This window comes from Streptomyces sp. Ag109_O5-10 (genome assembly GCF_900105755.1).
Classification (GTDB): Bacteria; Actinomycetota; Actinomycetes; order Streptomycetales; family Streptomycetaceae; genus Streptomyces.
Window position 1 is genome coordinate 1,698,501 of sequence record NZ_FNTQ01000001.1, and the last position, 25,847, is coordinate 1,724,347.

20 protein-coding genes are annotated in these 25,847 nt (G+C 71.0%); 15 read left to right on the forward strand and 5 right to left on the reverse strand.

The features are described from left to right. Nucleotides 1-129: 129 nt before the first annotated feature. From BLW82_RS07800 to BLW82_RS07810, 3 genes are all read right to left on the reverse strand, one after another. A complete protein-coding gene (locus BLW82_RS07800; protein ID WP_093498127.1) occupies nucleotides 130-2,577 on the reverse strand; it encodes an ATP-binding SpoIIE family protein phosphatase in 2,448 nt (815 codons plus the stop codon). A 186-nt stretch (nucleotides 2,578-2,763) separates the two neighbouring features. Continuing rightward, nucleotides 2,764-5,154, reverse strand: coding sequence for an MFS transporter (locus tag BLW82_RS07805; RefSeq protein ID WP_093498128.1), 2,391 nt, complete (start codon nucleotides 5,152-5,154; stop codon nucleotides 2,764-2,766). 193 nt (nucleotides 5,155-5,347) lie between these two features. Beyond that, nucleotides 5,348-5,791, reverse strand: coding sequence for an SRPBCC family protein (locus BLW82_RS07810; protein ID WP_093498129.1), 444 nt, complete (start codon nucleotides 5,789-5,791; stop codon nucleotides 5,348-5,350). Between the two features lie 191 nt (nucleotides 5,792-5,982). Between BLW82_RS07810 and BLW82_RS07815 the strand changes: the two genes are divergently transcribed. The 3 genes from BLW82_RS07815 to BLW82_RS07825 all read left to right on the forward strand — a co-directional run bounded on the left by BLW82_RS07815 (nucleotide 5,983) and on the right by BLW82_RS07825 (nucleotide 9,415). Next, a complete protein-coding gene (locus BLW82_RS07815) occupies nucleotides 5,983-7,023 on the forward strand; it encodes an Rv2578c family radical SAM protein (RefSeq protein WP_093498130.1) in 1,041 nt (346 codons plus the stop codon). A gap of 150 nt (nucleotides 7,024-7,173) precedes the next feature. Then, nucleotides 7,174-8,742 (forward strand): alpha/beta hydrolase, encoded by a 1,569-nt coding sequence (locus BLW82_RS07820; RefSeq protein ID WP_093498131.1) that lies wholly within the window; start codon nucleotides 7,174-7,176, stop codon nucleotides 8,740-8,742. 124 nt (nucleotides 8,743-8,866) lie between these two features. After that, complete coding sequence (locus BLW82_RS07825; RefSeq protein ID WP_093498132.1) at nucleotides 8,867-9,415, forward strand: GNAT family N-acetyltransferase; 549 nt, start codon at nucleotides 8,867-8,869, stop codon at nucleotides 9,413-9,415. On the opposite strand, the gene BLW82_RS07830 is transcribed toward BLW82_RS07825, so the two are convergent. After that, nucleotides 9,402-9,977 carry an adenylosuccinate lyase gene (locus BLW82_RS07830; RefSeq protein WP_093498133.1) on the reverse strand — a complete coding sequence of 192 codons (576 nt, stop codon included), beginning with the start codon at nucleotides 9,975-9,977 and terminating at the stop codon, nucleotides 9,402-9,404. The genes BLW82_RS07825 and BLW82_RS07830 overlap by 14 nt on opposite strands. A gap of 379 nt (nucleotides 9,978-10,356) precedes the next feature. Here BLW82_RS07830 and BLW82_RS07835 point away from each other — a divergent pair, with 379 nt between their 5' ends. The 10 genes from BLW82_RS07835 (at nucleotide 10,357) to BLW82_RS07880 (ending at nucleotide 22,932) form a co-directional block, all read left to right on the forward strand. Next, on the forward strand, nucleotides 10,357-12,162 hold the full coding sequence (locus tag BLW82_RS07835; RefSeq protein ID WP_093498134.1) for a 3-hydroxyacyl-CoA dehydrogenase family protein: 1,806 nt from the start codon (nucleotides 10,357-10,359) through the stop codon (nucleotides 12,160-12,162). Between the two features lie 160 nt (nucleotides 12,163-12,322). Beyond that, nucleotides 12,323-13,138, forward strand: a complete 816-nt coding sequence (locus BLW82_RS07840) for a TetR family transcriptional regulator (RefSeq protein WP_218162356.1) — start codon at nucleotides 12,323-12,325, stop codon at nucleotides 13,136-13,138. 492 nt (nucleotides 13,139-13,630) lie between these two features. Continuing rightward, nucleotides 13,631-14,974, forward strand: coding sequence for a crotonyl-CoA carboxylase/reductase (ccrA, locus tag BLW82_RS07845; protein ID WP_093498136.1), 1,344 nt, complete (start codon nucleotides 13,631-13,633; stop codon nucleotides 14,972-14,974). A gap of 17 nt (nucleotides 14,975-14,991) precedes the next feature. Further along, nucleotides 14,992-17,040: a protein meaA gene (locus tag BLW82_RS07850; RefSeq protein ID WP_093498137.1), complete on the forward strand. Its 2,049-nt coding sequence runs from the start codon at nucleotides 14,992-14,994 to the stop codon at nucleotides 17,038-17,040. Next, nucleotides 17,037-18,056, forward strand: a complete 1,020-nt coding sequence (locus tag BLW82_RS07855) for an HpcH/HpaI aldolase/citrate lyase family protein (RefSeq protein WP_256215696.1) — start codon at nucleotides 17,037-17,039, stop codon at nucleotides 18,054-18,056. Before BLW82_RS07850 ends, BLW82_RS07855 begins: the two co-directional genes overlap by 4 nt. 5 nt (nucleotides 18,057-18,061) lie before the next feature. Continuing rightward, entirely contained in the window at nucleotides 18,062-18,574 is a 513-nt protein-coding gene (locus BLW82_RS07860) for a MaoC family dehydratase (RefSeq protein WP_093498138.1), read from the forward strand. 3 nt (nucleotides 18,575-18,577) lie between these two features. After that, complete coding sequence (locus BLW82_RS07865; RefSeq protein ID WP_093498139.1) at nucleotides 18,578-19,783, forward strand: acyl-CoA dehydrogenase family protein; 1,206 nt, start codon at nucleotides 18,578-18,580, stop codon at nucleotides 19,781-19,783. A 169-nt stretch (nucleotides 19,784-19,952) separates the two neighbouring features. Further along, entirely contained in the window at nucleotides 19,953-20,609 is a 657-nt protein-coding gene (locus BLW82_RS07870) for a phosphatidylserine decarboxylase (protein WP_093498140.1), read from the forward strand. A 22-nt stretch (nucleotides 20,610-20,631) separates the two neighbouring features. Continuing rightward, the gene (pssA, locus tag BLW82_RS07875) at nucleotides 20,632-21,456 is read left to right on the forward strand and encodes a CDP-diacylglycerol--serine O-phosphatidyltransferase (protein ID WP_093498141.1); all 825 of its coding nucleotides are present in this window, start codon (nucleotides 20,632-20,634) and stop codon (nucleotides 21,454-21,456) included. Nucleotides 21,457-21,741: 285 nt separating this feature from the next. Continuing rightward, complete coding sequence (locus BLW82_RS07880; protein ID WP_371131478.1) at nucleotides 21,742-22,932, forward strand: alpha/beta fold hydrolase; 1,191 nt, start codon at nucleotides 21,742-21,744, stop codon at nucleotides 22,930-22,932. A 6-nt stretch (nucleotides 22,933-22,938) separates the two neighbouring features. On the opposite strand, the gene BLW82_RS07885 is transcribed toward BLW82_RS07880, so the two are convergent. Next, nucleotides 22,939-24,075, reverse strand: coding sequence for a glycerate kinase (locus tag BLW82_RS07885; protein WP_093498143.1), 1,137 nt, complete (start codon nucleotides 24,073-24,075; stop codon nucleotides 22,939-22,941). Nucleotides 24,076-24,216: 141 nt separating this feature from the next. On the opposite strand from BLW82_RS07885, the gene BLW82_RS07890 reads away from it, so the two are divergent. Together BLW82_RS07890 and BLW82_RS07895 are read left to right on the forward strand one after the other, a co-directional pair. Then, nucleotides 24,217-25,311, forward strand: coding sequence for an ADP-ribosylglycohydrolase family protein (locus tag BLW82_RS07890; protein WP_093498144.1), 1,095 nt, complete (start codon nucleotides 24,217-24,219; stop codon nucleotides 25,309-25,311). Beyond that, a complete protein-coding gene (locus tag BLW82_RS07895; protein WP_093498145.1) occupies nucleotides 25,308-25,802 on the forward strand; it encodes an NUDIX domain-containing protein in 495 nt (164 codons plus the stop codon). Before BLW82_RS07890 ends, BLW82_RS07895 begins: the two co-directional genes overlap by 4 nt. Nucleotides 25,803-25,847: the final 45 nt, after the last annotated feature.

The window sequence follows — 25,847 nt, forward strand, 5'->3', positions numbered from 1 at the left end:
ATATGACCCGCCGTAAGTGACGGGCCAGTACGGTCTACCGTGCGTGGGTTTCGGCCACAAGCACCTGGCGCGTTCCTTCACTCCTCGTTCGACGTACGTGCGCCCCCTGGTCTGCGGTGGGTGCCCGGGTCAGCGGCGGGGTGCGGTGAGTTCGAACCAGACGGTCTTCCCGGCGGCCGTACGGCTGGTTCCCCACTCCCGGGCCAGCGTGGAGACCACCCGCAGTCCGCGTCCGGTCTCGGCGGCGGGGTCGACGCCGAGCAGGGTCGGCAGGGTGTGATCGTCGTCGTCGACCTCGCACAGCAGGGTCTCGCCGCGGATCAGCCGGAGCTGGACCGGACGGCTGTGGGAGTGCCGTACGGCGTTGGTCACGAGTTCGCTGACCATGAGTTCGGCCGGGTCGGCGAGCCGGGCGAGGCCCCAGTCGTGCAGTTGCTCGCGGACGACGGCGCGGGCCCGGCGGACCTCGGCCGGGTCGAGGGCGAGCCCCCATTCGGCGACGTCCTCGGGCTCGATCCCGTTGAGCCGGGCCATCAGCAGGGCGACGTCGTCCTTGCGGCCGCCCCGGGTGTTCAGGGCACGGATGATGGTGTCGCAGGCGTCGTCCATGGAGGCGGCCGGGTGGGCGGCGGACTCGCAGAGGGTGGCGAGGCCGACGCCGATGTCCTCACCGCGCATCTCGACCAGTCCGTCGGTGCACATGACCAGCCGGTCGCCGGGTTCGACGCGCACCCGCAGCGACTCGAAGGCGACCCCGCCGACGCCGATGGGCGCGCCGGTGGGCAGGTCCAGGAGTTCGCTGCGCCCGTCGACCGCGCGGACCAGTACGGGAGGGATGTGGCCCGCGTTGGCGAGGTGCAGTTCGCTCCCGATCGGGTCGTAGACGGCGTAGAGGCAGGTGGCGAGGTAGCCGTCGCCGAGCCGCTGGGCCAGGTCGTCGAGATTGCGCAGGAGTTGGGCGGGCGGCAGGTCCATGGCCGCCATGGTCTGGACGGCGGTCCGCAACTGGCCCATCATCGCGGCCGAGTTGAGGCCGTGGCCCATCACGTCGCCGACCACCAGGGCGGTGCGGGCACCGGGGAGTTTCACGGAGTCGAACCAGTCGCCGCCGACCCGGCCGAGCAGGGTGCCCGGGAGGTAGCGGGTGGCGATGTCGCAGCCCGCCATGCGCGGCGGGATGTGCGGCAGCATGCTGTCCTGGAGGGTCTCGGCGACGCTCTCCTGGTAGGTGTACATGCGCGCGTTGTCGAGCACGAGCCCGGCGCGGGCCGCCAGTTCGGCTCCGGTGACGCGGTCCATGTCGTTGAACATCTCGCGCTCGGGGTGGCGCAGCAGGATCATGAAGCCGAGCACGACGTCGCGCGCCTTCAGCGGCACGACCAGCATCGAGCGGCCGGTGATCAGCGGCCGGATGTCGCGCTTCTCGAACTGGGAGGCGATGGCGTGGCCCATCTCCACGCTGATCCGCGGCACCAGGACCGGTTCGCCGGTGGTCATGCACTGGAAGAACGGGGTGTGCGCCGGAAAGGGCATGGCCTCGCCGACCGGGACGACGTCGTCCCAGCGGCCAGGTTCGTCGGTGTGCTCCAGGGCGACCCGGTGCCACATGGTGGTGGTGTCGGGCACACCGTCCGGGAACCCCTCGCCGGCGACGACCTGTTCGCGCAGGTAGGTGCCGGCGACGTCGGTGAAGCGGGGGACGACGGCTCTGCTGACCTCGACGATGGTGCGGGACAGGTCGAGCGAGGTGCCGATCTTCCCGCTGACCTCGGTGAGGAACTCGAGGCGCTCGCGGACGGCCGCGTACTCCAGGTCCTCGCCCTCGTCGTCGGCGAGTTCGGCGGGCACCGGGAGGCCCTGCGCGGCGACATGCGCCGCGCGCTCGCGGCGGGCCATCCGCTCGGTGCGCCGGGCCACGCCCCAGTCGGGGGTGACGGGCACCCGGTCGTTCTGGCTGAACTCCAGGATCGGGTAGCCGAGTTCGAGGACCTGGGCGACGATCCGGGCGCTCTCGTCGACGCTCATGCTGGGCAGGATCTCGGGCAGCCTGCGGGCGAGCTCCTCCGCGCCGGGGAAGTCGGTGTGCAGGGCGAAGCCGGGCGCGATGCGCTCGAAGGCGATCCCCTCGTCCCGCTCGGCCCGGCGCAGCCGCTCGGCGTCGGCGGCGAGCACCAGCAGTCGCTCGTTGCCCGGGCCGACCAGCGGGTACGCCCACCAGAGCACGTCGGCGCGGTCGCGGTCGGAGACGGTGAGCCGGGCGCGTCCGGCGGCCGGGAAGTTGAGCCGTCCGTCGAGGGAGGACTCCAGGTCGGGGCCGAGTCCGTCGTAGGCCGCGTAGGCGCCGTACGGGGTGATCTCGTCGTCCTCGGGGAGGGCGCCGGAGACGGGCAGCAGGTCGAGGACGGAGCGGCCGATGGCGTCCTCCTTGGCGGCGCCGAAGAGCCGCCGGGCGCCGGTGCTCCAGTGCGAGACGTCGCCGTCGCGGTCGACGACGACCACGGCCAGGGGGATGCGGCCGGACACACCGTCCCCAGCACCGAGGCCGGGATGCGTGTCCCGCTCGCTGCCTTGGTCCATGGCCCAGGCCCTCTCTCCCCACGGCTCCGCAAAAGATCTGTGCCGCCCGTCACTACCGTACGGTGGGCCCCCGTTGCGATGTGTGGCAATCCTGGAATTGGTTTCACCTGATCGCACCGGCGCGCAGGTCCGCGCCCCCGTGCGGCGCGCGAACCGCGTCCACCGTGCCCTGGCCGCTCCGCGCCCTCAGTCCTCGTGGCCGAGCTGGAGATCGCGTTCGGTGCGCCCGCCGCCCGCGACCTGGAGGACGGTGGCGACCGGCGGGTAGCCGGCGGCGATGACCGTGTACTCGCCCGAGGACAGGTCCACGAACCGGAACGTTCCGTCGGCGCCGGTGGTGAGGGTGTCGACGACGTTCCCGGCGGCGTCGAGCAGGGTCACCCGCGCGTCCTCCACGGGCCGTCCGCCGCCGGCCCGCACGGTGCCCTTCAGCACGGCGCCGCCCGCGAGTTCGACGTTCTGCCGGGTCTCCCGGGCGGCCTGGACGGTGACCGGGAGGGCGGCCGGGCGGAAGGCGGGGGCGCTGCCGGCGAGGGTGTACTCGCCGGCCACCAGCTCGCTGATCACATAGCCGCCCTCACGGCCGCTGCGGACGCTGGCGACGACCTCGCCGTGCACGTTGGTGAGGGTGACGGTGGCGTCCCGCACCGGGGTGCCGTCGGCGGTGAGCACGCTGCCCGCGAGCCGTCCGGCGCCGCCGAGGACGACGTCCAGCTCGACGGGCCGCTCGCCGACCGTCACGGTGACGGCCTGCGGCTGGTGGCCGCCGGCGGCGGCGATCAGGACGTACGACCCGGAGCCCGGGGTGGCCAGCGCGTACCGGCCGTCCTCGGCGCTGGCGCCGCGGCCGATCTGCCGGCCGACGGCGTCGATGAGGGTGAGCGCGGCGCGCGGCACCACGGTCCCGTCGGGGTGCTGCACCGTGCCGCAGACGGGGATCCCGGCGCCGGTGTGGGGCGACCGGGCCTGCGGGATCGGGGTGCCGGCGGCTGCCGGTGACGTTTCGGCGGTGGGATGGGACACCAGCGGTTTCTCCTTGAGGAAGCAGGCGACGAGCAGGCCGAGGACGAGCACCGGGACCAGGTAGAGGAAGATCCTGGGCATCGCGTCGGCGTAGGCGCGGATGTAGGCGTCGCGCAGCGCCGGGGGCAGCGCGTGGACGAGTTGCGGGGTGAGGGACTCGGGGTCGGGCAGGCGCGCGCCCGCCCGGACGGGGAGACGCCTGTGCAGGGCGTCGGTGAGCCGGTCGGCGAAGAGGGTCCCGAAGACGGCGGCGCCGACGCTGCCGCCGATCTGCCGGAAGTAGTTGTTGGCGCTGGTGGCGGTGCCGAGGTCGGCGGGCCGGACGGAGTTCTGCACGGCGAGGACGAGCACCGGCATCACCATGCCGATCCCGGCGCCGAGGACTGCCATCCAGATGCTGTACTGCCAGCGCGGGGTGTCGACTTCGAGGCGGGACAGCAGCCACATGCCCGCGGCGGACACGGCGCCGCCGAGCACCGGGTAGATCCGGTAGTGGCCGGTGAGGCTGATGAGCTGTCCCGCGACGATCGAGGCGCCGACGATCCCGCCCATCATGGGCAGCATCAGGAGCCCGGACTCGGTCGCCGAGGCGCCGTCGACCATCTGCAGGAAGGTCGGCAGGTAGCTGGCGGCGCCGAACAGGGCGACCCCGACGACCAGTCCGACCAGGCCGGTGACGTTGAAGACGGAGTCCCGGAACAGCCGCAGCGGGATGAGGGGTTCGGCGGCGTAGTGCTCGGCGACGGCGAACAGCACTCCGGCGACCAGCGCGCCCGCGCCAAGACCGAGGATGACGCGCGAGCCCCAGTCGTACTCCGTCCCACCCCAACTGGTCAGCAGCACAAGGCAGGTGGAGGCGGCGGCGAGCAGCAGCGTGCCCACCACGTCGAACCGGCCCCGGACCTTCGGCTTCGGCAGTTTGAGCACGACGGTGACGACGGCGAGCGTGACCAGCCCGAAGGGCACGTTGACGTAGAAGCACCAGCGCCAGGAGAGGTGGTCGGTGAAGTAGCCGCCGAGCAGCGGCCCGGCGACCGAGGCGAGGCCGAAGGCGGCGCCGATCAGGCCCATGAAGCGGCCGCGCTGCCGGGGCGGCACGATGTCGGCGATGATCGCCTGCACGCCGATCATCAACCCGCCCGCGCCGACGCCCTGGAGGGCGCGGAAGGCGATCAGCTGGTCCATGTTCTGCGCCCGCCCGGCCAGCGCCGAGCCGACGGCGAAGACGAGGATCGCGAACTGGAAGACACCCTTGCGGCCGATGAGGTCGCCGAGTTTGCCGTAGACGGGGAGGCCGACGGTGGAGGTGAGCAGGTAGGCGGTGATCGCCCAGGACATCCGGTCGAGGCCGTGCAGCTCGCCGACGATCTTCGGCAGCGCGGTGGCGACGATCATCTGGTCCAGCGCGGCGAGGAGCAGGGCGAGCATCAGCCCGCAGAAGACCAGCCGGGTGCGGCGCGGCCCGAGTCCGGAGACCGGGGCGGGTTCCGGCACGGGGACGTCCGCGGGCACCACGGCCGGCTCCTCGTACTGCACCAGCGTCGTTCCGCCCACGTACCGCTCCCCTCGTCGCGCCTGCGCACAATTGCCGCCTTATTTCCCGTAGGGCGACAACTGTGAGCAAGCGCGACGAGTTACGGCACGAGACCGGCCGATCCGGAGATCCACCCGAACCGGTGAGGGAGCCAACACCCGCTGTTCATCGGGAGGTTGCTCACCTCCGTGTGAACCGGTACGTGAACCGGTACTACTTCTCGACCTCGGTGGCGAGCTTGTCGAGCACCTGGTCGTAGATCCGGCCGAGGCCCTTGGGCGCGAAGGTCTTCTCGAAGAAGCCGCCGATGCCGCCGGCGCCCTGCCAGGTGGTGTGCACGACGACCCGGGACTTCCCCTCGCCGGCCGGGGTGACCCGCCAGGTGGTGACCATGGAGGAGTTGCGGTCCTTCTCGACCAGCTCGCCGTCGGTGGGCTCGCTGACCTCCAGGAGGCAGTCCCGGACCCGCTTGCTGGTGGCCTGCAGCTTCCAGTGGACGAGGGTGCCCTCGCCGTCGCCGCCCTCGCGCACCTCGTACTCGCTGAAGTGCTCGGGGAGCAGCTTCGCGCGCGTGCCGCTGTAGTCGGCGATCGCGTCGAACACCGTCTCCGCGTCCGCGCCGACGATCCGCTCCGTGGTGGCCTCGACCTGCGCCATCGCTTTCCTCCAGCACCTGAGTTCTCGGGGTTGCCCCAAGCCAACCACCCCGGCGCCCGGCCGCCCAAATCGGGGTGCCCAAGCGATCGGAAACGTGATCGGAAACGGCGTTCGCGCGGTCTCCACAGATCGTTCGCACGATCATGGGAACAGATGTTCTATTCTGTGGGCAGTGCTACCGAGGAGGCGTCATGCGCTGGGAGAACCTCACCGAGGAGGCCGATCACGGCCGGGCCGGCACCGCGCTGTTCGGCGCGGACGCGGTCACCACCCGGACCTTCGACACGCCCGAGTTCCGGGGGATCACGTTCCACGAGGTGCGGGCGCGGTCGATCATCAACCGGGTGCCGGGCGCCTCGCGGATGCCGTTCGAGTGGACGGTGAACCCGTACCGGGGCTGCACGCACGCGTGCGTGTACTGCTTCGCCCGCAAGACCCACAGCTACCTGGACCTGGACACCGGGATCGGCTTCGACACCCAGATCGTGGTCAAGGTCAACGCCCCGGAGCTGCTCCGCCGCCAGCTGGGCTCGCGCCGCTGGCTCGGCGACCACATCGCGATGGGCACCAACGTCGACTGCTACCAGCGCGCCGAGGGCCGCTACGGGCTGATGCCGGGGATCATCTCCGCCCTCACCGAGCACGCCAACCCGTTCTCGATCCTGACCAAGGGCACCCTGATCCTGCGCGACCTGGACCTGCTGCGCCGGGCGGCGGACGTCACGGACGTCGGCATCTCGGTCTCGGTCGGCTTCGTCGACCCCGAGCTGTGGCGCACCGTGGAGCCGGGCACCCCGGCCCCCGAGCGCCGGCTCCACGTGGTCCGCGCCCTCGCGGAGGCGGGCATCGGCTGCGGGGTCCTGATGGCACCCGTGATCCCGTTCCTCGGCGACCACCCGGCCCAGCTCCGGGCCACCGTGCGGGCGATCGCGGCGGCCGGGGCCACCTCGGTGACGCCCCTGGTGCTGCATCTGCGGCCGGGCGCCCGCGAGTGGTTCATGAGCTGGCTCGCGGCCCACCACCCGCACCTGGTCCGGCGCTACGAGCGGCTGTACGCGGAGGGCGCCTACGCGCCCAAGTGGTACCAGCGCCGGATCACCCGTCAGGTGCACGAGCTGGCCGAGGAGTACGGCATCGGGCCGAACCGCGCGGGCACCGCCCGCCGGATACCGGTCCCGCCGGCGGAGGAGGAGCCCGCGCTGCCGGAGCCGACCCAGCTCACCCTGCTCTGACCGGGTCGCGGGCCGGGGGCGTTCGGGCGCAACCCTCGGACCAATTGGGTCATTCATCGTCAGAATGCGTTCTTCCGGGCCCCGTTTCCGGGACGATGCGGCGAGGACCGTGGCACGTGCGGTCCGCTCCCCTCCGTCCTGGGAGGACCCATGCGAACACGCGCAGCCGTGCTGTGCGCCGTCGCCGCCGTCGTCGCCGGTTCGTTCACCGTCCCGCCCGCGACCGCCGCCACCCGAGCCCCCGTCCAGGCCTCCCCGGTGACCTGGAAGAAGTGCGGCACCACCGACTACCCGACGCTGCAGTGCGGCTCGGTCAAGGTGCCCCTCGACCACCGCAACCCGCGCGGGCGGCAGATCACGCTCGCCCTCTCGCGCGTCCCGCACACCGCGCCGGCCTCTCAGGGGCCGCTGCTGGTCAACCCCGGCGGCCCCGGCGGCAGCGGGCTGGCCCTCGCCGGCTTCGTGGCGTCCACGCTGCCCAAGAAGGTGGCCGCCCGGTACGACGTCATCGGCTTCGACCCGCGCGGCGTCGGGAAGAGCACCCCGGCGATCGACTGCGCCCCCGGCTACTTCGACCCGGTGCGCCCCGACTCGGTCCCGGCCACCCCCGCCCTCGAACAGGCGAACCTCGAGCGGGTGCGGTCCTTCGCGGCGGCCTGCGGCAAGAAGTACGAGCGCCTGCTGCCGTACCTCGACACGGTCGACGCCGCACAGGACCTCGACTCGATCCGCCAGGCCCTCGGCGCCCGGCAGGTCAGCTACTTCGGCTACTCCTACGGCACCTACCTGGGCGCGGTCTACGCGAAACTGCACCCGGACCGGATCCACCGCCTGGTCCTGGACTCGATCGTCGACCCCACGGGTGTCTGGTACGACGACAACCTGAGCCAGGACTACGCGTTCAACGACCGCCAGCGCGCCCTGATGGCGTGGATCGCCAAGTACGACTCGACGTACAAGCTCGGCACCGACCCGGAGAAGGTCGAGGCCAAGTGGTACGCCATGCGGGCCGCACTGGCGAAGAAGCCGGCCGGCGGCAAGGTGGGCGCCTCGGAGCTGGAGGACACCTTCATCCCCGGCGGCTACTACAACGGCTACTGGCCCTACCTGGCCGACGCGTTCTCCGCCTACGTCAACGGCAGGAAGACGGCCGCCCTGGTCGAGGCGTACCAGAACTTCGCCGCCGTCGACGCGTCCGGCGACAACGGCTACAGCGTGTACGCGGCCGTCCAGTGCCGGGACTCCTCCTGGCCGCGGGACTGGAACCAGTGGCGCAAGGACAACTGGGCGGCGTACGCGAAGGCGCCGTTCATGGTCTGGAACAACGCCTGGTACAACGCGTCCTGCGCCTACTGGCCGACGAAGGCGCTACGGCCGACGGACATCGCCAATGCCGGGCTCCCGCCGGTCCTCCTCTTCCAGGCGACGGACGACGCGGCCACTCCCTACCAGGGCGGCGTCACCGTCCACCGTCTGCTGGCCGGCTCCCGCCTGGTGGTGGAGCAGGGCGGCGGCAACCACGGCATCACGCTCAGCGGCAACACCTGCCTGGACGGCCACCTCGCCGCCTACCTGGCCGACGGCACGGTCCCGCACGGCGCCGGCTCCGTCGACGCGGTCTGCGCGAAGACGCCCGACCCGAAGCCCCTCACTGCCAAGGCGGCCTCGACGTCGTCCCGCGGCTCGACCCTGCACGGTCTGCTGGGCTTCCGCGGCTGAGCCGGTCCTGACGTCCCGTCGGCCCGCAGTTCCTGACGGAGTTCGAGGCGCCGGCGGTGGTGGCGGCCTGACACCGAATCCCGGGCGGGCGGGGCCGTCCGCTCCCCGGGCCTAGGGTGCCGTCATGACCGACGACTCGCCGCACGGCCGCTCCCTCCGTATCCGCCCGATGGCCCTCGCCGACTGCGACCGGGTCTCCGAGATACGCGTCCGGGGCTGGCAGTACGCCTACCGGGGCCTCATGCCGCAGCCGTTCCTCGACGGGCTCAGCGTCGAGCGGGACGCCGAGCGGCGCAGGGCCCGGTTCCTGGACGGCCGGGACGGGGTGACCGAGCTGGTGGCCGAGCGGGGCGGCACGATCGTCGGGTGGGCGGCGCACGGGCCGTACCGGGACGGTGAAGTGCGCACCGGGGACGCCGAGTTGTACGCCCTCTACGTGGACGCCGCGCACCTCGGCACCGGCGCCGGGCGGGCGCTGCTCGCGACGGTCCTGGAGCAGTGCGCCGGGCACCCGCGGGTGTACCTGTGGGTGCTCAGGGAGAACGCGCGCGCCCGGCGGTTCTACGAGCTCGCGGGCTTCACGGCCGACGGGGTCGAGGAGCCGTACGAGGTCGACGGGGTGCCGGTGCCCGAGGTGCGGTACGTCAGGGAGCCGGGCGTCACCTCTGCCTAGGGATGCGGGCGAGGGCCTGGACCGCCGCCTCGGCGAGGGTGGGGTGGGCCAGGGCCTCGGTCAGGACGCGGCGGGCGCGGGTGTCGCCGAGGGTGCCGAGGCCGTCCACACAGGCCAGGGCGACCCTGCGGTAGGGGTCGTACGGGCGCAGCCGGCGTTCCAGGGTGGTGATCAGGGCCGGCACGGACTCGGGCGCGCGGAGTTCGACCAGCAGCCGGACGGGCTGCAGGGCGTAGGCGACGCGGAGTTCGTTGGTGGCGAGGGCGGCGGCCGCGCGGGCGGTGCGCGGGTCCCGGAGGCGGGCGAGGGCGTGGGCGGCGGAGACGCAGCGGGGCGGGTCGCGGTGGTTGAGCAGGAGGACCAGGGTCTCGAAGGCCCGCGGGTCACCGGCCGTCCCCAGCCGGAACGCGGCCAGCTCCCTGGCCCACAGAGGCTGTCCCGCCGCGGTGAGCACCTCCGCCAGTTCGCCGTGGTCCTCGGTGGCCAGGAGCCGGTCGAAGGCAGCCGTCCCCTGCGACTCCTGCCGCAAACGCTCCGTGAGTGATCGCAACTCTTCGTCCACGAAGCCCAGCGTAGAGGGGTTGCGGCAGGCGAGGGACGTACATCACAAACTCGGAGGGCTGGCGCGCTCGTTACCCGCCGGTTAAGCTCAATCGAGCGAGTCACCCACTCGCAGTAACGCTCACGCCGGTTTGGTGACGCAGCCGTCGTGAGTAAGCAGGTCGGTTCGGTACCTCGTACCGCAGTACGACCCGGCTCCGGGACAGGGCCGGTCGGAATCCGCCGCCGCCGGGCGTGTGCGCGCCCGTGGCGGCAGCACCGGGCGTGTGCGCTCGCAGCCCGGCACCACCCGCATTCACGCAGCCCTCTCCGCACCCGGTGCGCCCCTCGGCGCACCCGGGCGCGTTTCCAGTCGTCACCCTCATTCCTGGAGTCCCGCGATGGCCACTCCCCAGTCCGACCCTTCCCTGTCCCCGCTCAGGACGATCGCCGTCGTCGGCCTCGGCACCATGGGCACCGGTATCACCGAGGTCCTGGCGACGGCCGGCCGCGAGGTGATCGGCATCGACATCAGCGAGGCGCAGGCCGGCAGGTCCCTCGCCGCCCTGGAGGCCGCCACCGCGCGCGCCGTGGCGCGCGGCAGGCTGACCGAGCAGGAGCGCTCCGACACCCTCGCCCGGATCCGCGTCGGCACCGACCTGACGGCCGCCGCCGACGCCGACCTCGTCATCGAGGTGGTCCCGGAGTCGTACGAGATCAAGCACCAGGTCCTGCGGGAGCTGGACGGCATCGTGCGCCCCGAGACGATCCTCGCCACCGGCACCAACGCGCTCTCCGTGACCCGGCTGGCCGCCGACTCGGCCCGCCCCGAGCGCGTCCTCGGCCTGCACTTCTTCAACCCGGCCCCGGCGATGAAGCTGGTCGAGGTGGTCTCCTCGGTGCTCACCGCGCCCGGCGCCGTCGCCGCCGTCACCGACCTGGCGATCGAACTGGGCAAGGAGCCGGTCGCGGTCGGCGACCGCCCCGGCTTCGTCGCCGACGGCCTGCTGTTCGGCTACCTCAACCAGGCGGCCGCGATGTACGAGGCGAAGTACGCCTCCCGCGAGGACATCGACGCGGCGATGCGGCTCGGCTGCGGCCTGCCGATGGGCCCCCTCGCCCTGCTGGACCTGATCGGCATCGACACGGCCCGTACGGTCCTGGAGGCCATGTACGCCGAGTCCCGCGACCGCCTGCACGCCCCCGCCCCGATCCTCAAACAGCTCAGCGAGGCGGGCCTGACCGGCCGCAAGTCGGGCCGCGGCTTCTACTCCTACGAGGCCCCTGGCAGCCCCGCCGTGGTCCGGGACGCGCTGACCCCGCTGGACGGCGCCGCGCCCACCCCGGGGCGCACGGTCCGCTCGGTCGGCGTCGCCGGCTCCGGCACCATGGCCTCCGGGATCGCCGAGGTCTTCGCCAAGGCCGGGTACGAGGTCGTCCTCGCCGCCCGCAGCGAGGAGAAGGCGCAGGCCGCCAAGGCCCGCATCGGCAAGTCCCTGGACCGCTCCGTCGGCAAGGGCCGGATGACCGCCGAGGCGGCCGCGCAGACCCTGGACCTGATCACCCCGGCCGGTTCGTACGACGCCTTCGCGGACGTCGACCTGGCCGTCGAGGCGGTCGCCGAGGACCTGGAGGTCAAGCGGCAGCTGTTCCAGGCCCTGGACAAGGTCTGCAAGCCGGGCGCGGTGCTCGCCACCACCACCTCCTCGCTGCCGGTCGTCGCCTGCGCCCGTGCCACCTCGCGGCCGCAGGACGTGATCGGCATGCACTTCTTCAACCCGGCGCCGGCCATGAAGCTGGTCGAGGTCGTCCGCACCGTGCTCACCGCCGAGGACGTCCACGCCACGGTCCGCGAGGTCTGCGGCCGCATCCGGAAGCACGCCGTCGACTGCGGGGACCGGGCCGGGTTCATCGTGAACGCGCTGCTGTTCCCGTACCTGAACAACGCGATCAAGATGGTCGAGGAGCACTACGCCTCCCTCGACGACATCGACGCGGCGATGAAGCTCGGCGGCGGCTACCCGATGGGGCCGTTCGAGCTCCTGGACGTGGTCGGCCTGGACGTCTCGCTCGCCATCGAGAAGGTGCTGCACCGGGAGTTCCGCGACCCGGGCCTCGCACCCGCGCCGCTCCTGGAGCACCTGGTGGCCGCGGGCTGCCTCGGCCGCAAGACCGGCCGTGGCTTCCGCGAATATGCCCGCCGCTGACGGCGTCGGCGACTGGTTCCGGGACGAGCAGGACTGGGGCGGACTGCTCGACCCGGGCGGCCGTCCCCCGCCCGCCCGGCCCTGCGGTCCCCCGCCCGTCGCGGGCGGGGGAAACCCCGGACCTGCGCATCAAGCTGCGCACATGCAGTACGTTCGGGTCATGTCCCAGCCCGCCAAGTCCTCACGTACCCCCGCCACGCCCGACGCGCCGGAGAGCGCCGCGGGCAGCCGCGCGGCGGCCCAGCGGCTCAAGATGCGCCGGGAGCTGGCGGCCGCCGCGATGGAGCTCTTCGCGACGAAGGGGTACGAGGCGACCACCGTCGACGAGATCGCGGCCGCGGCCGGGGTGGCCCGCCGCACCTTCTTCCGCCACTTCCGCTCCAAGGAAGAGGCGATCTTCCCGGACCACGACGACACCCTGATCCGCGCCGAGGCCGTGCTGAACGCGGCCCCGGCCCACGAGCACCCGCTCGACACGGTGTGCCGCGGCATCAAGGAAGTCATGAGGATGTACGCGGCCCGGCCGGACATCTCGGTCGCCCGCTACAAGCTCACCCGCGAGGTACCCACCCTCCGCGAGGCCGAGATCGCGTCGGTGGCCCGCTACGAGCGTCTCTTCACCCGCTATCTCCTGGGCCACTTCGACGAGCACGCCCACGCGGACGACGCGAACGACGACCCGCTGCTGGCCGAGGTCGCGGCGTCCGCGGTGGTCACCGCCCACAACCACGTGCTGCGGCGCTGGCTGCGGGCGGGCGGGCAGGGGGACGTCGAACTGCAGCTGGACCACGCCTTCGCGATCGTCCGGAAGACGTTCGGGAACGGGATCGGGGCCGGCAGAGAGGCTGCGCCCCGCCCGGCCGCGCCGGCCTCGGTCGCCTCGCAGGGGGAGGTGCTGGTGACGGTGGCCAGGACCGATGCGCCGCTCGACGAAGTGATGCGCACGATCGAGCAGGCGCTGAAGGAGCGGTCGTAACGCGACGCCGATGGTGAGCCGTGGTCACAGAACCGCGGCTCCGCCGCGCGTCCTCGAACGCCGGACGGGCTGAATCCTCGTCGGCCGCGCCCTGACGCATGCGTCACGCAGCCTCTGTGAGCCACGCCTCGCGGCCCGCCCCTGACATCCGGACGTCTCCCACAAGACGGCCCATTTTCCCCTACTCGCCAGTAGGTTTGATCGATCATCGCTCATTTGTTACGTAAAGATTTCATCTGAGAGCGATTCCTGGCACTCAGTGCCTTGCGACCTGACACGCGGTGTCATACCTTCAAGGGGTCCGGCCTGTCCCGGTGAGCCGATCGGCCCACCCGTCGGACGCCTGCGTCACAGGCAACCTCCCGCGCCACAAAGCGCTGCCGAAGCACCACCCCCGCCGAACCGACGGCACCTCTCTGGAAACCCTCAGCAGCACCGACGTAACCCTCAGCGCCCCTTCCCTCGGGGGCGCGTACCGCCGGAGGCAACACCGTGACCACTCAGGCCATTCTGGACGCGATCCAGTCGCCGGAATCGACGCCGGCCGACTTCGCCGCCCTGCCGCTTCCCGAGTCGTACCGTGCGATCACCGTGCACAAGGACGAGACGGACCTGTTCGCGGGCCTGGAGACCCGCGACAAGGACCCGCGCAAGTCGATCCACCTCGACGAGGTCCCCCTGCCCGAGCTGGGCCCGGGCGAGGCCCTGGTCGCCGTCATGGCATCGAGTGTCAACTACAACTCGGTGTGGACCTCGATCTTCGAGCCGCTGTCGACCTTCGGCTTCCTGGAGCGCTACGGCCGTACGAACGAGCTGGCCAAGCGGCACGACCTGCCGTACCACATCATCGGCTCCGACCTCGCGGGCGTCGTCCTGCGTACCGGCCCCGGCGTCAACGCCTGGAAGCCCGGTGACGAGGTCGTCGCGCACTGCCTGAGCGTGGAGCTGGAGTCCAGCGACGGGCACAACGACACGATGCTCGACCCCGAGCAGCGGATCTGGGGCTTCGAGACCAACTTCGGCGGCCTCGCCGAGATCGCGCTCGTCAAGTCCAACCAGCTGATGCCCAAGCCGGACCACCTCAGCTGGGAGGAGGCCGCGGCCCCGGGCCTGGTCAACTCCACCGCCTACCGCCAGCTGGTCTCCCGCAACGGCGCCGGCATGAAGCAGGGCGACAACGTCCTGATCTGGGGCGCGAGCGGCGGGCTCGGCTCGTACGCCACCCAGTTCGCGCTGGCCGGCGGCGCCAACCCCATCTGTGTCGTGTCCTCGCCGCAGAAGGCGGACATCTGCCGGGCGATGGGCGCCGAGGCGATCATCGACCGCAACGCAGAGGACTACAAGTTCTGGAAGAACGAGCAGGAACAGGACCCGCGCGAGTGGAAGCGCTTCGGCAAGCGCATCCGGGAGCTCACCGGCGGCGAGGACATCGACATCGTCTTCGAGCACCCCGGCCGCGAGACCTTCGGCGCCTCCGTCTTCGTCACCCGCAAGGGCGGCACCATCACCACCTGCGCCTCCACCTCGGGCTACATGCACGAGTACGACAACCGCTACCTGTGGATGTCCCTGAAGCGGATCATCGGCTCGCACTTCGCCAACTACCGCGAGGCCTGGGAGGCCAACCGGCTGATCGCGAAGGGCAAGATCCACCCGACCCTGTCGAAGGTCTACTCCCTGGAGGAGACCGGCCAGGCCGCCTACGACGTGCACCGCAACCTGCACCAGGGCAAGGTCGGCGTCCTGTGCCTCGCCCCCGAGGAGGGCCTCGGCGTGCGCGACAAGGAGATGCGCGCCAAGCACCTCGACGCCATCAACCGCTTCCGCAACATCTGAGACACCCGAGGTCATAGATGACTGAGCGTCAGATCGCCGACGGGGCACGTGTGAAGGACCGGCCGTGGCTCATGCGCACGTACGCCGGGCACTCCACGGCCGAGGCGTCCAACGAGCTGTACCGGCGCAACCTCGCCAAGGGCCAGACGGGTCTGTCGGTGGCGTTCGACCTGCCGACGCAGACCGGCTACGACCCCGACCACATCCTCGCCCGCGGCGAGGTCGGCCGGGTGGGCGTGCCCGTCTCGCACCTCGGTGACATGCGCCGGCTGTTCCAGGACATCCCGCTGGAGCAGATGAACACCTCGATGACGATCAACGCCACCGCCATGTGGCTGCTGGCGCTCTACCAGGTCGTCGCGGAGGAGCAGGGCGCGGACGTCACCAAGCTGCAGGGGACGACGCAGAACGACATCGTCAAGGAGTACCTGTCCCGGGGGACGCACGTCTTCCCGCCGGGGCCTTCGCTCCGCCTGACGACGGACATGATCGCGTACACGGTCTCCCACCTCCCGAAGTGGAACCCGATCAACATCTGCAGCTACCACCTGCAGGAGGCGGGCGCCACGCCGGTCCAGGAGATCGCGTACGCGATGTCCACCGCGATCGCCGTCCTCGACGCGGTGCGCGACAGCGGCCAGGTGCCGCGGGAGCGCATGGGCGACGTCGTCGCCCGCATCTCCTTCTTCGTGAACGCCGGCGTCCGGTTCGTCGAGGAGATGTGCAAGATGCGCGCGTTCGGCCGCATCTGGGACCAGGTCACCCGCGAGCGGTACGGCATCGAGGACCCCAAGCAGCGCCGGTTCCGGTACGGCGTCCAGGTCAACTCCCTCGGGCTGACCGAGGCACAGCCGGAGAACAACGTCCAGCGGATCGTCCTGGAGATGCTGGCGGTGACGCTGTCGAAGGACGCACGCGCGCGTGCCGTGCAGCTCCCCGCCTGGAACGAGGCGCTCGGCCTGCCCCGGCCCTGGGACCAGCAGTGGTCGCTGCGCATCCAGCAGGTGCTCGCCCACGAGAGCGACCTGCTGGAGTACGACGACATCTTCGAGGGCTCGCACGTCATCGAGGCGAAGGTCGCCCAGCTGGTCGAGGACTCGCTCGCGGAGATGGAGCGGATCCAGGAGATGGGCGGCGCGATGGCGGCCGTCGAGTCGGGCTATCTGAAGTCGCAGCTGGTGGCGTCGCACGCCGAGCGGCGGGGCCGGATCGAGTCCGGCCAGGAGAAGATCGTCGGCGTCAACATCTTCGAGACCACCGAGCCGAACCCGCTCACCGCCGACCTGGACACCGCGATCCAGACGGTGGACCCGGCGGTCGAGGCGCGGGTCGTCGAGGCGATCGGGCGCTGGCGCGACACCCGCTACCAGCCGCCGTTCAACCACCCCCGGCCCTGCAAGGCCCTGGAGCGGCTGAAGGAGGCCGCCAAGGGCACCGGCAACCTCATGGAGGCCACCCTGGAGTGCGCCCGTGCGGGCGTGACGACCGGCGAGTGGGCGGGCGCGCTGCGGGAGGTGTTCGGCGAGTTCCGGGCACCCACCGGGGTCTCCTCGGCTCCGATCGCGGTCCCCGTCGAGCCGGGCTCGGCGCTGGCCGAGGTGCGGGCCAGGGTGGACGCCACCGCGCGCGACCTGGGCAGCGGCAAGCTCCGCTTCCTGGTCGGCAAGCCGGGTCTCGACGGTCACTCCAACGGCGCCGAGCAGATCGCGGTGCGCGCCCGGGACGCCGGCTTCGAGGTGGTCTACCAGGGCATCCGCCTCACCCCCGAGCAGATCGTGGACGCGGCCCTGGCCGAGGACGTGCACGCGGTCGGCCTGTCGATCCTGTCCGGGTCGCACGCCCAGCTGGTCCCGGACGTCCTGGAACGACTCCGTGTGGCCGGTGCCACAGATATACCGGTGATCGCCGGTGGCATCATCCCGAACGGTGATGCCGAGCAGCTCAGGGAAGCCGGAGTGGCCGCGGTCTTCACCCCGAAGGACTTCGACATCACCGGAATCATCGGCCGCATCGTCGACGAGATCCGGAAAGCGAACAAGCTCGACCCCCTGGAGGTCCCCGCATGACCGCCCGCCCGTCGCCCGCCACCACCCCTCCAACGAGCGGCTACGCCGCACACCTTCCCTCTGTCAACCGGCTCCGCCCGCGGCGCTCCTGCCTGGCCGTGCCCGGCTCGAACCCCCGCTTCCTGGAGAAGGCCCAGGGTCTCCCGGCGGACCAGGTCTTCCTCGACCTGGAGGACGCGTGCGCGCCGCTCGCCAAGCCCGGGGCGCGGCACACCATCGTCAAGTTCCTCAACGAGGGCGACTGGACCGGCAAGACGCGCGTGGTGCGGGTCAACGACTGGACGACCGAGTGGACGTACCGTGACGTCGTGACCGTGGTCGAGGGCGCCGGGCAGAACCTCGACTGCATCATGCTGCCGAAGGTGCAGACGGCGCAGCAGGTGGTCGCGCTCGACCTCCTGCTGACCCAGATCGAGAAGACCATGGGCTTCGAGGTCGGCAAGATCGGCATCGAGGCGCAGATCGAGAACGCGCAGGGCCTCAACAACGTCAACGAGATCGCCACCGCGTCCCAGCGCGTCGAGACGATCATCTTCGGCCCGGCCGACTTCATGGCGTCCATCAACATGAAGACGCTGGTCGTGGGCGAGCAGCCGCCCGGCTACCCGGCGGACGCCTACCACTACATCCTGATGAAGATCCTGATGGCCGCCCGCGCCAACAACCTCCAGGCGATCGACGGCCCCTACCTCCAGATCCGCAACGTCGACGGCTACCGCGAGGTCGCGCAGCGCGCCGCCGCGCTCGGCTTCGACGGCAAGTGGGTGCTGCACCCGGGCCAGGTCGAGGCGTCCAACGAGATCTTCTCGCCGTCCCAGGAGGACTACGACCACGCCGAGCTGATCCTGGACGCGTACGACTACTACACGTCCGAGGCGGGCGGCAAGAAGGGCTCCGCGATGCTCGGCGACGAGATGATCGACGAGGCCAGCCGCAAGATGGCCCTGGTCATCTCCGGCAAGGGCCGGGCCGCCGGCATGCAGCGCACGTCCAAGTTCGAGATCCCGGAGGCGTGAGCGCGATGCAGTTCGGACGCACGTACGAGGAGTTCGAGGTCGGGGCGACGTACAAGCACTGGCCCGGAAAGACGGTCACGGAGTACGACGACCACCTGTTCTGTCTCCTCACCATGAACCACCACCCGCTCCACATGGACACGAACTACGCCGAGAGGACGACGGATTTCGGCAGGAACGTGGTGGTCGGGAACTACGTCTACTCGCTGCTGCTCGGCATGTCCGTGCCGGACATCTCGGGCAAGGCGATCGCCAACCTGGAGATCGAGTCGCTCAAGCACGTGGCGCCGACCTTCCACGGCGACACGATCTACGGCCAGACGACCGTGCTCGACAAGTGGCCCTCGAAGTCGAAGGACGACCGCGGGATCGTCCACGTCGAGACCAAGGGTTACAAGCAGGACGGCACGCTGGTGTGCATCTTCCGCCGCAAGGTGATGGTGCCGACCGAGACGTACATCAAGGAGCGCGGCGGCGAGCAGCCGGGCCGCCCCGAGCTGAAGGAACAGGGGAAGTAAGCGATGGCCCGTCTCGCCCAGACCGCCGGTCTGACCGACGTCCAGCAGGAGATCCTCTCCACCGTCCGCGACTTCGTGGACAAGGAGATCATCCCGGTCGCCACCGAGCTGGAGCACCGCGACGAGTACCCGCAGCAGATCGTCGACGGTCTCAAGGAGCTCGGCCTGTTCGGCCTGATGATCCCCGAGGAGTACGGCGGCCTGGGCGAGTCCCTCCTGACGTACGCGCTGTGCGTCGAGGAGATCGCCCGCGGGTGGATGTCCGTCTCGGGGATCATCAACACGCACTTCATCGTGGCGTACATGCTCAAGCAGCACGGCACGCAGGAGCAGAAGGACCACTTCCTGCCGCGGATGGCGGCCGGCGACATCAGGGGCGCGTTCTCGATGTCGGAGCCGGGCCTCGGCTCGGACGTCTCCGCCATCACCTCGAAGGCGGTGAAGGACGGCGACGAGTACGTCCTGAACGGCCAGAAGATGTGGCTGACGAACGGCGGCACGTCCTCCCTCGTGGCCGTCCTGGTGCGGAGTGACGAAGGCCACCCCGAGGGCACGGCCCCGCACAAGTCGATGACGACCTTCCTGGTGGAGAAGGAGCCCGGCTTCGGTGAGGTGCGCCCCGGTCTCACGATCCCGGGCAAGATCGACAAGATGGGCTACAAGGGCGTCGACACCACCGAGCTGATCATGGACGGGCTGCGGATCCCGGCCGATCGGGTGCTCGGTGGGGTCACCGGCCGAGGATTTTACCAAATGATGGACGGCGTCGAGGTCGGCCGGGTCAACGTGGCGGCGCGTGGCTGCGGTGTCGCGCAGCGTGCGTTCGAGCTGGGCGTCCGGTACGCCCAGCAGCGTCACACTTTCGGCAAGGCGATCGCCCAGCACCAGGCCATCCAGTTCAAGCTGGCGGAGATGGCCACCAAGGTCGAGGCCGCGCATGCCATGATGGTCAACGCGGCACGCAAAAAGGACTCCGGGGAACGAAACGACCTTGAGGCCGGGATGGCGAAGTACCTCGCCTCCGAGTACTGCAAGGAGGTCGTGGAGGATGCCTTCCGGATCCACGGCGGCTACGGCTTCTCCAAGGAGTACGAGATCGAACGTCTCTACCGTGAGGCGCCGATGTTGCTGATCGGCGAAGGTACCGCCGAGATCCAGAAAATGATCATCGGGCGAAGGCTGCTCGAAGAGTATCGATTCCAGGGCTGATTGTCCCGGTACGGGGTGTTTTCTTCGAGAAGAAGATCACACCCCGTCAACGGTCTTCGGCCGCCGACTCGGCTTCCTGGCTTGCCCAGTTGTGGCCCCCGACCGGTACGATCCCGGAAAGCCGCCGTCCCCAATTCCCGCGCGGCATCATCCGCTACGAAGGTCATCCATGCCCCACAGCCAAACCTCTGCACATCGAGACAGCCTGGCCGGCGTACGCCTCGCGCGCGGAGCATCGCCGTGGCTTCTCCCGACCGTCGCCACCGCAGCCGTCAGCCTCCTGCGCGCCCGTCGCTCCGGCGCCGCCAAGGCCGTCGCCCTGCCCGCCACCGCGCTCGCGGCGGGCATGCTGTGGTTCTTCCGCGACCCCGAGCGTGAGATCGCCCAGGGCCGCGTCATCTCCCCCGCCGACGGTGTGGTGCAGAGCATCATGCCGTGGAAGGACGGACGCACCCGGGTCGCGATCTTCATGAGCCCGCTCAACGTCCACGTCAACCGCGCGCCCCTCGCGGGCGAGGTGACGTCGGTGGAGCACATCCCCGGTGGCTTCGTTCCCGCCTTCAACAAGGAGAGCGAGAACAACGAGCGCGTAGTCTGGCATTTCGACACCGAACTCGGCGACATCGAGATGATCCAGATCGCCGGCGCGGTGGCCCGCCGTATCGTCCCCTACGTCCCGCAGGGCACGAAGGTCGAGCAGGGCGACCGCATCGGTCTGATCCGCTTCGGCTCGCGTGTCGACATCTACCTGCCGGAGGGCGTGGACGTCGCGGTCGAGGTCGGCCAGAAGACCGTGGCTGGGGTGACTCGCATTGACCGTGATTGATCCTGAGACCCAGGCGGGCTGGGTGCCCGAGGCCGACCAGATCGGCGACGACGAGGAGGAGATGCCGCTCTCTCTCCGCCTCTCGATAGCGGACACCCTCACGCTCGGCAACGCCACCTGCGGCTTCATGGCGGTGTACTTCACCACCACCGGCATCCTGATCCCGCACCTCACCGGGGACGACCAGTCGGCCGGCATGGCGCGCCACAGCGCCGCCACCGCGGTCATCCTCATGCTCTGCGCGGCGGTCTTCGACCTGTTCGACGGCCTGGTGGCGCGCAAGCTGCGCTCCTCCCCCATGGGCGCGGAGCTGGACAACCTCTCCGACCTGATCAGCTTCGGCCTCGCGCCGGCGTACTTCGTGCTCGTCTACGGCATGGTCGCCGACGACGCGTACCAGAAGGTGGCCGCGGTCGGAGCGGTGGTGGTGCTGCTGGCGGTGGTGCTGCGGCTGGCGCGCTTCAGCTGCGTGACCCCGCCGAACGGCATGTTCCAGGGCATGCCGAGCCCCTTCGGTGCCCTGACGGTCGTCTCCATCGTCCTGCTGGAGCTCCCCTTCGTGGCGACGCTGCTCGCCATCCTGGGCACGGCCTGGCTGATGGTGAGCCGGGTGGAGTACCCGAAGCCCCGTGGCCGCCTCGCGGTCGCGATGCTGGCCTGGATCGTCCTGTCGATGGGGCTCCTGGTCTCCTGGGCCTTCGACGCGCCCAGCGGCCAGCTCCTCCTCCAGACCGGCTGCGCGCTGCAGCTGGTGATGGGCGCGGTGATCCCGCTGTTCGCCACGGCCCGCCGGGTGAACAACTTCCGCGACAACAGGCGCGAGGCGCGGGCGGCGCAACTGCCCTGACGCTCGCCGGAACGTGAAACGGGTGTGGCCCGAGCCTTCGAGGCTCGGGCCACACCCGTTTCGGCTTCAAGGGCACACGGAGGTGGCCTTTGACCGGTCAACCACCCCGGGCTGCGGCCGAGTTGCGCAGGGCGAGACCGGGGAGGACGGTGGAATTGGGCTGAACTTTACCGGGGTTTGCCCCAATGCGGGGGATGGGGGCGGCCCCTCTTTTCGAACAGGAGGACCCCAATGCCCTCACTCACGGTGAAAGACCACTCCGTGCCGCACATCTCGACGCTCCCGATGATCCCACCGAATCCGGGCCAAACGGTGCAGCTGTTCGTGCGCGAGTACCGGAAGACCGGTGGTCCGCAGCAGCCTCCCGTGCTGATGCTTCACGGCCGGAGCGTGCCTGCGGTCGCGGGCTTCGACCTCGTGATTCCCGGTTCGGGCGGCTCCGACATCCGGTACAGCTGGGCACAGCAGCTGGCCCAGCACGGCTTCGACGTGTTCCTGATGGACCTCCAGGGCAGCGGGCGGACACCACGGCCGCTGCCGATGGACCAGCCCTGCAACGCCAACCCAGCCCAGCAGGAGTCGGTCCTCGTGCCCAACCCGCTCTCAGCCAAATGCCCACCGCCGTACGGGTACCAGCTCGGCAACTCCGAGAGCGAGGAGGCGGAAGTCGACACAGTGGTCAAGTTCATCAAGACCCAGACCGGTACAACCGGCCCGATCGACTTCATCGGCTGGTCCGCCGGCGCCCTTGTCATGGGCCCCTACACTCTCAAGCACCCCGAGAACGTCAAGAGCCTCTTCCTGCTCGCCCCGATGTTCCCGCCCAAGGGCCGCTGGTCCGGCGACGCCATGAATCCGTTCGCACGTCCGTCGGAAGCCGCGGCACTGCCCCTGTCCACGCCAGCCCTCACGTTCGGCTTCCCGATGCACGTCGCCAGCAAGACCGGCTTCAAGATCGGCTGGGACAAGGAGCAGGCCAGCCCGCTCCAGCGGGAACCCGACATGGGAGACATCGTGTGGGACGCGATGATGGCCAACGACGCCCTGGGTAGCACCTGGGGACCGATACCGCCAGGGGGCACCGCGGAGGGCGTCCTTCGGTACCGGAACTCCTACTGGTGGGGCTGGAACAACCACACCGTTCCGCTCAAGGACGCCTCAGGCACGTACATCCTCGGTGACCGGGTGCCCGTGATGATCGTCTACGGCGAGATGGACCGGACGGCCAACACCCCGCCGACCCCGCCCCTTCCGGATGTCCTGACGTTCTCCGTCCCTAGCCTGTACAAGGCGATCCCGGGGTCGAAGAAGCTGATGTTCGAGCTGGCCGACGCGGGACACTCCGTGGTCTGGGAACGCCCAGCCAAGGTGGTCCAGCACATGTCCATGCAGTGGTTCGACAAGCACCGGGTGGAGGACCAGACGAGTGGCAGCTTCTACCGGGACGACGACGGGCTCCTGACCCCGCTGGACTAGGCGCCCTCAGGTCAGGAAGTCGCGTGCGATCTGCTCGGCGACCCGTTCCAGGATCGGCCCGGCGTCCGCGATGCACTTCACCACGTCCGGTTCGACCTCGGTGAGCGGGTAAGCACGGCGGATCCCGGCCCGGCCGAGTGCCTCCGGCGGCAGGGCGAGGCGGCCACAGACCGCCACGACCTCCTTGCCGGCGGCACGCGCGGCCGCGGCCACCCCGGCCGGCGCCTTGCCGTGCAGGGTCTGCTCGTCGAGGGAGCCCTCACCGGTGATCACCAGCGTGGCCCGCTCCAGCGCGGGCGCGAAGCCCAGGACGTCGAGCATGACCTCGATACCGGGCCGGAAACGGGCGCCGAGCAGCAGCGCGCCGTACCCGATGCCCCCGGCGGCCCCCGCCCCCGGCGCGACCGCGTACTCGGCGGCGCGCGGACCGGCCTCGGTCTCCAGGACCTTCGCGAAGTGGGCCAGCGCGGCGTCCAGGAGTTCCACGTCGTCCGGCGAGGCCCCCTTCTGCGGGCCGTAGACGGCCGGCGCGCCCTTCGGCCCGGTGAGCGGGTTGTCGACGTCGCTGGCGAGGACCAGGTCGACGGCGGACAGCCGCGGGTCAAGACCCGACAGGTCCGCGCGGGCCAGATCGGCGAGGCCGCCGCCGCCCGGCGGCACCGGTTCGCCGTCCGCGTCGAGGAGGCGGGCGCCGAGCGCCGACAGCATCCCGGCCCCGCCGTCGGTCGTGGCACTGCCGCCGACCCCGAAGACGATCGTGCGCGCGCCCGCGTCCAGCGCGGCCCGCAGCAGCTCCCCGGAGCCGTACGTGGAGGCCGTCAGGGGCGCGAAGACACCGCGGGGCAGCCGCTGCAGACCGCTCGCCTCGGCCATCTCCACGACCGCGGTGCCGCCGCGCAGCGCGAACGCGGCGGTGACCTCCTGCCCCAGCGGTCCGGCGACCTCCCGCTCGTGGCGTTCGAATCCGGCCGCGACCGCCGCGGCCACCGTGCCGTCCCCGCCGTCCGCGACGGGCAGCGCCTCGACGTCGGCGCCGGGCGCGACCCGCCTGAGCCCCGCCGTGACCCGCGCGGCGACCTCCACGGCCGTCAGCGAGCCCTTGAACTTGTCCGCGGCGATGAGCACACGCTGTGTCACCTGTATCCCCTTGCTCTCCGGGCCTCGCGCACGTCAAGGCCAGTCGCGCCGCTGTGACCTTAACCGGAGGACCCCCTTGCCGTCATGCCCCGCCCGAAGCCTGGGAAGGGGCTGGGAACCGCCTGCGAAAACGGGTAGACCTCAGCCATGACCAGTCTGGGGCCCGACGTCGCCGACCGCGTGCTCGGCGGCTGGCTCGGCCGGATCGCGGGCAACATGCTCGGCAAACCGGTGGAGCGGGGCGACCTGTGGACCCGGGAACGCATCGACGGCTACCTGCGGCGGGCCGGCGCCCTGCCGCTCACCGACTACCTCCCCGAGCCCGCGGACGAGAGCGACGCGCTCGCCCTGCGCCCGGAGTGGCGGCAGTGCGTACGCGGCCGGATCCACGGCAGCTGCCGCGACGACGACGTCGACTACGCGATCCTCGGCCTGCACCTCCTGGAGACCCACGGCTTCGGCTTCAGCACGGAACAGGTCGGCGAGCTCTGGCTGCAACGGCTGCCGTACCACCAGACCTTCACGGCGGAACGGGCCGCCTACCGCAACCTCGTCAACGGGCTGAAACCGCCGCTCACCGCCACCTACGACAACCCCTTCCAGGAGTGGATCGGCGCGCTCATCCGCGCCGACGTCTTCGGCTGGACCTGCCCGGGCGCCCCGCACCGGGCCGCCGCCCTGGCCCGCCGGGACGCGGTCCTCTCGCACTCCGGGAACGGGGTGTACGGCGCGATGTGGGCCGCCGCGCTGATCTCCGCGGCGTTCACCGCGCCGACCGTACGGCAGGCGATCGACACCGCGCTCACCGTCGTACCGGCGAGCTGCCGCCTCGCCCGGACCGTGCGCCGGGTGGTCTCCCTGTACGAGGCCCGGATGAGCTGGGAGGACACCCTCACCACCGTCGCCGCCGAGACCGCCGGCCTCGGGTGGATCCACACCGTCCCCAACGCGGCCGTGCTCACCGCCGGCCTGCTGTACGGCGAGGGGGACTTCACCCGGACCATCGCCCTCACCGTCCGCGGCGGCCTGGACACCGACTCCAACGGGGCGACGGCGGGCTCGGTGGCCGGGGTGCTGACCGGCGCGGCGGCCGTACCGGCCCAGTGGCGGGACCCCCTGGAGGACACGGTCCGCAGCGCAGTCCTCGGCTTCGACGGGGCCCGCATCAGCGACCTGGCGGCACGCACCGTACGCCTCGCCGGGACCGGCGCCGAGTCCGCACTGGCTACGCTTCCCGGGTGACCACGACTGACGCCTACGCCGCGTACATCGCGAGCCTCCCCCGCGTGCTCGCCGGGGCCGCCGCGCTCATCCGGGACGCCGAGGGACGGGTGCTGCTCGTCGAGCCCAACTACCGGGAGGGCTGGGCGCTGCCGGGCGGGACCGTCGAGTCCGACGACGGGGAGACCCCGCGCCAGGGCGCCCGCCGGGAGACTCTGGAGGAGATCGGCCTGGACCGCGAGATGGGCCGGCTGCTGGCGGTGGACTGGGTGCACGGCACCGGCCGTCCGCCGATCGTCGCCTACCTGTACGACGGCGGGGTCGTCACCGACGCCGACCTCGGAGCGATCCGGCTGCAGGAGGCGGAGCTGCTGTCCTGGCGGCTGGTCCCGCGGGAGGAACTGGCCGCCCATCTGCCGGGCTCGCTGGGCCGCCGCGTCCTTACCGCACTGGACGTCCTGACCGAGGGCGCGGGCACCGCCGAGCTGGAGAACGGCCACCGGGCGGGCTGACCGGCCCACCGTGCCGCGGGTCTTGTACTCGACGATCTCGGTCGG